1 protein-coding gene is annotated in these 3,414 nt (G+C 72.6%); it reads right to left on the bottom strand.

The window, feature by feature from the left end; genetic code table 11:
* The coding region (locus ACWJ6R_RS32760) for a pullulanase-associated domain-containing protein (protein WP_449065932.1) at window positions 1-3,403 on the bottom strand (3,403 nt) is incomplete at its 3' end.
* Between the last annotated feature and the right edge of the window lie 11 nt (window positions 3,404-3,414).

Raw genomic sequence — 3,414 nt, 5'->3', positions numbered from 1 at the left:
CGACGACCTGGCCGCGCAGCGCCTCGGCGGCCAGGTCGGCGTCGCGCGGGTCCACCGTGAACGCGGCGTGCCCGGCCAGGTGCGGCCACTTCGCCTGCTGCGCGTCGGTGAGCGTGCCGGGGTTCAGCCGGATCATCCGGTAGGAACCGGTCAGGTCGCCCTTGGCGACGGCGATGTCCCCGGCGGCGGAGAAGGCCAGCGAGTACCGGAGCGAGGCCGACGGCCGGACCTTCCAGGCGACGGTGGACCGGTCGATCCAGTGCGCGGCGGCCTTGGACAGGTCGGCGTCGGCGCCGCGCGCCGCGGACTGCGGGAGCACGTGGCCCTCGGCGGCCGCGATCCGCCACACCTCGTGGCCGGAGGCGGCCAGGTCGAGCGCCTGGTCGGACGGGAGGTCCTTCTCGTCGCCCTTGTGGATGATGTAGCTCACGTTCTTCGCCCCCTCGGCGAGGGGGACGCGGAAGAAGACGCCGAAGCCGTCCTTCCCGGCGGGCATCAGCGGCGCGGCCCACTCGGTGGGGGACGCCACGTCCCCCCACAGGTGCAGTCCCCAGCCGTCGTAGTTCCCGTCGGGCCGGTGGTAATGCAGGATCGCGACGTTCTCCGCCTCGGCGCGGGTGGCGTGCAGCCGCGCCACGCCCGAGACGACGTGGGCCTCCGGCTGAGCGGCCGGGGTGAAGGACTGGTCGGGGCCGGGGTCCTTGGCGTCGCCCTTGTGCACGATGAGGTTGACCGGGACGGAGGCGTTCTTCAGCGGGACCTTCCAGAACACGCCGGAGGAGTCGGCGCCGTCCGGCGGGCGCGGCGCGGCCCACTCGGTGGCCGCGCCGTCGGCCAGCCCGTCGCCCCACAGGTGCAGGCCCCAGCCGTCGTAGTTCCCGTCGGGCCGGCTGTAGCGCACGGTGGCGTAGCCCTGGGCGGCGGCGCGGGAGGCGTGCGTCACCGGGCTGCCCTCGGCCAGCCACACCTCGCCGGTCCTGGCCGGGTCCACGGTCCGGTCGCCGCCGTCCTTCTCGTCGCCCTTGTGGGCGATGATCCCGACCTCGCGCGCGCCGGGCTTCAGCTTGATCCAGGCGAACCGGCCGTAGGCGTCCTCGCCGGTCAGCGGGAGCGGCTTCGCCCAGTCGGTCGGATTCTCGACGTCGCCCCAGACGTGCAGGCCCCAGCCGTCGTAGTCGGCGCGCTGGTAGTGCACGACGAGCCAGTCGCGCTTGACCGCGCCGGGGTCCGCGGGCTCGGGCTCGGCGCCGACGGCCGCCTCGGCGCCCGCCGAGGCGAAGCGGCCCGCGGAGTCCTTCACCACGGCCTTGTAGGCGACCTTCGTGCCGGCCGGGACGCCCTTCAGGTCGTGGAAGACCCGGAATGTACGGCTTCCTCCGGCGGTGTTGGGCGCGTCGTCGGTGCCGATCACCCGCCACTTCCCGTCGCCCGCCTTCGCGGCGAAGGTGACCTGGTCGAAGCCGGTGCCGGGCACGGTCGCGGTGATCGGGACCCGGCCGTCCTCGGCGCTGCCCCGGAGCTCCGTCCCGGGCAGCGCGATCGAGACGGCCGGGGCCGCCGCCGGGGTCGCGAGCCTCGCCGAGGCCCGGTAGACCACCGCCGACAGCGCCGGTACGGTCACCGCGAGCCTCGTGTCCGCGCCCGAGACCGCCGAGGGGGCCGCCTGGCCGTACACCCGGGTGAAGGGCAGGTTCGCGGAGAAGGTCGGCACCTGCACGGTCGCCGCCTGCTCGGCGTTGTTGACCGCCACGACGTACTCGACCTGGGCGCGCGCGTCGATCCGGGAGAAGGCGTAGACGCCGCCCGCGGCCAGGCGCTCGATCTGGGCGCCGTCGGCCAGCGCGGGGTGGGCGTCGCGGAGCTTCGCCAGGGCGGAGATGCCCCGGTAGAGCGGGTGCGAGGGGATGAAGTTGTCCTGCGCGTGGGTGGCGTCGGTGCCGATCAGGTTGTTCGACAGGTAGCTCGCGGTCTTGGAGGCGAACATGGACTGCCGGGCGTCCTGGTCGCCGCCGGAGCCTTGGGCGGGGCCGGTGAAGCCCTGCTCGTCGCCGTAGTAGACGACCGGCTGGCCGCGCGTGAGGTACATCAGCTCGTGGGCGAGCAGGTCGCGCCTGAGCAGCTCGGCGTCGGGCGCGCCGGGGTTGTCCTGGACCAGGAACCGGCCGATGCGGCCCATGTCGTGGTTGCCGAGGAACGTCGGCAGCGAGGAGGCGTTGGAGTCGGCGTCGGTGTGGTGGTCGTCCCCGGCGTACAGCGCGGCCAGGCGCGCCGCGCCGGCCGTGCCGCCGCTGAAGGAGCGGGCCGCCTCCTGGAACGGGAAGTCCAGCGTGGCGTTCATCCCGCCGCGGGTGGAGTAGCGGCTGGTGAAGGACGGCTCGCTGGAGTAGACCTCGCCGAACATGAAGAAGCGCTTGTTGCCCAGCTTGGCGGCGTAGCCGCGCAGGGCCGGGGAGAACCTCTCCCAGAACTCCATGTTGACGTGCTTGGCGGTGTCGATGCGGAAACCGTCGATGCCGGTCTCGCGCACCCACGTCTTGTAGATGTCGGTCATGCCCTCGACGACCTCGGGACGCTCGGTCCACAGGTCGTCCAGGCCGAAGAAGTCGCCGTACTCGGAGTTCTCGCCGCTGAAGGTGGAGTCGCCCCGGTTGTGGTACATCGTCGGGTCGTTCAGCCAGGACGGCGTCTTGGCCTTCTCCGGCGCGACCGGCGTGTAGGGGAAGGAGTCGGCCGTGACCTTCGGGAAGGTCTTCCCGGAGGCGTACTCGCGGTCGTCGAACGGGGTGCCCGAGGCGTCGACGTAGGGGTGGGCGCCCTTGGACCGGTAGGCGTAGGTCTTCTCCGCGTAGTCGATCACGTCGGCCGTGTGGTTGGTGATGATGTCGAAGAAGACCTTCATCCCGCGCTTGTGGGCCTCGCGGACCAGCTTCTTCATGTCGGCGTTCGTGCCCAGGTGCGGGTCGATCCGGGTGAAGTCGGTGATCCAGTAGCCGTGGTAGCCGGCCGAGACGTTCTCGCCGGCGCCTTGCACCGGGCGGTTGGCGAACGCCGGGGTGATCCAGATCGCGGTGCTGCCGAGGTTCTTGACGTAGTCGAGCCTGCCGATCAGGCCCTTGAGGTCCCCGCCCTGGTAGAACCCCTTGTGGGCGGGGTCGAAGCCGGTGGCGAGCCGGTCGCCGGACAGGCCGCCGGTGTCGTTGCGGGGGTCGCCGTTGGCGAACCGGTCGGTCATCGCGAAGTAGAAGCGCTCACGGCTCAGGTCGGCGCGGAGCGCGTCGCGGGCGAGCTCCCGGTCGGCGGGCCCGGCCGTGCGGCTCAGCGCCGAGACGACCGGCTCGGCCGTGGCCGCACCGGTCGCGGCCGAGGCCGGGCTCAGCCGGTCCTGGGCAGTTCGAACCAGCACCGACCGCCGCC

The sequence above is a fragment of the Planomonospora algeriensis genome, from assembly GCF_977012225.1.
The sequence above is the reverse complement of the archived record's forward strand: the minus strand, read 5'-3'. Positions and strand labels throughout refer to the sequence as shown.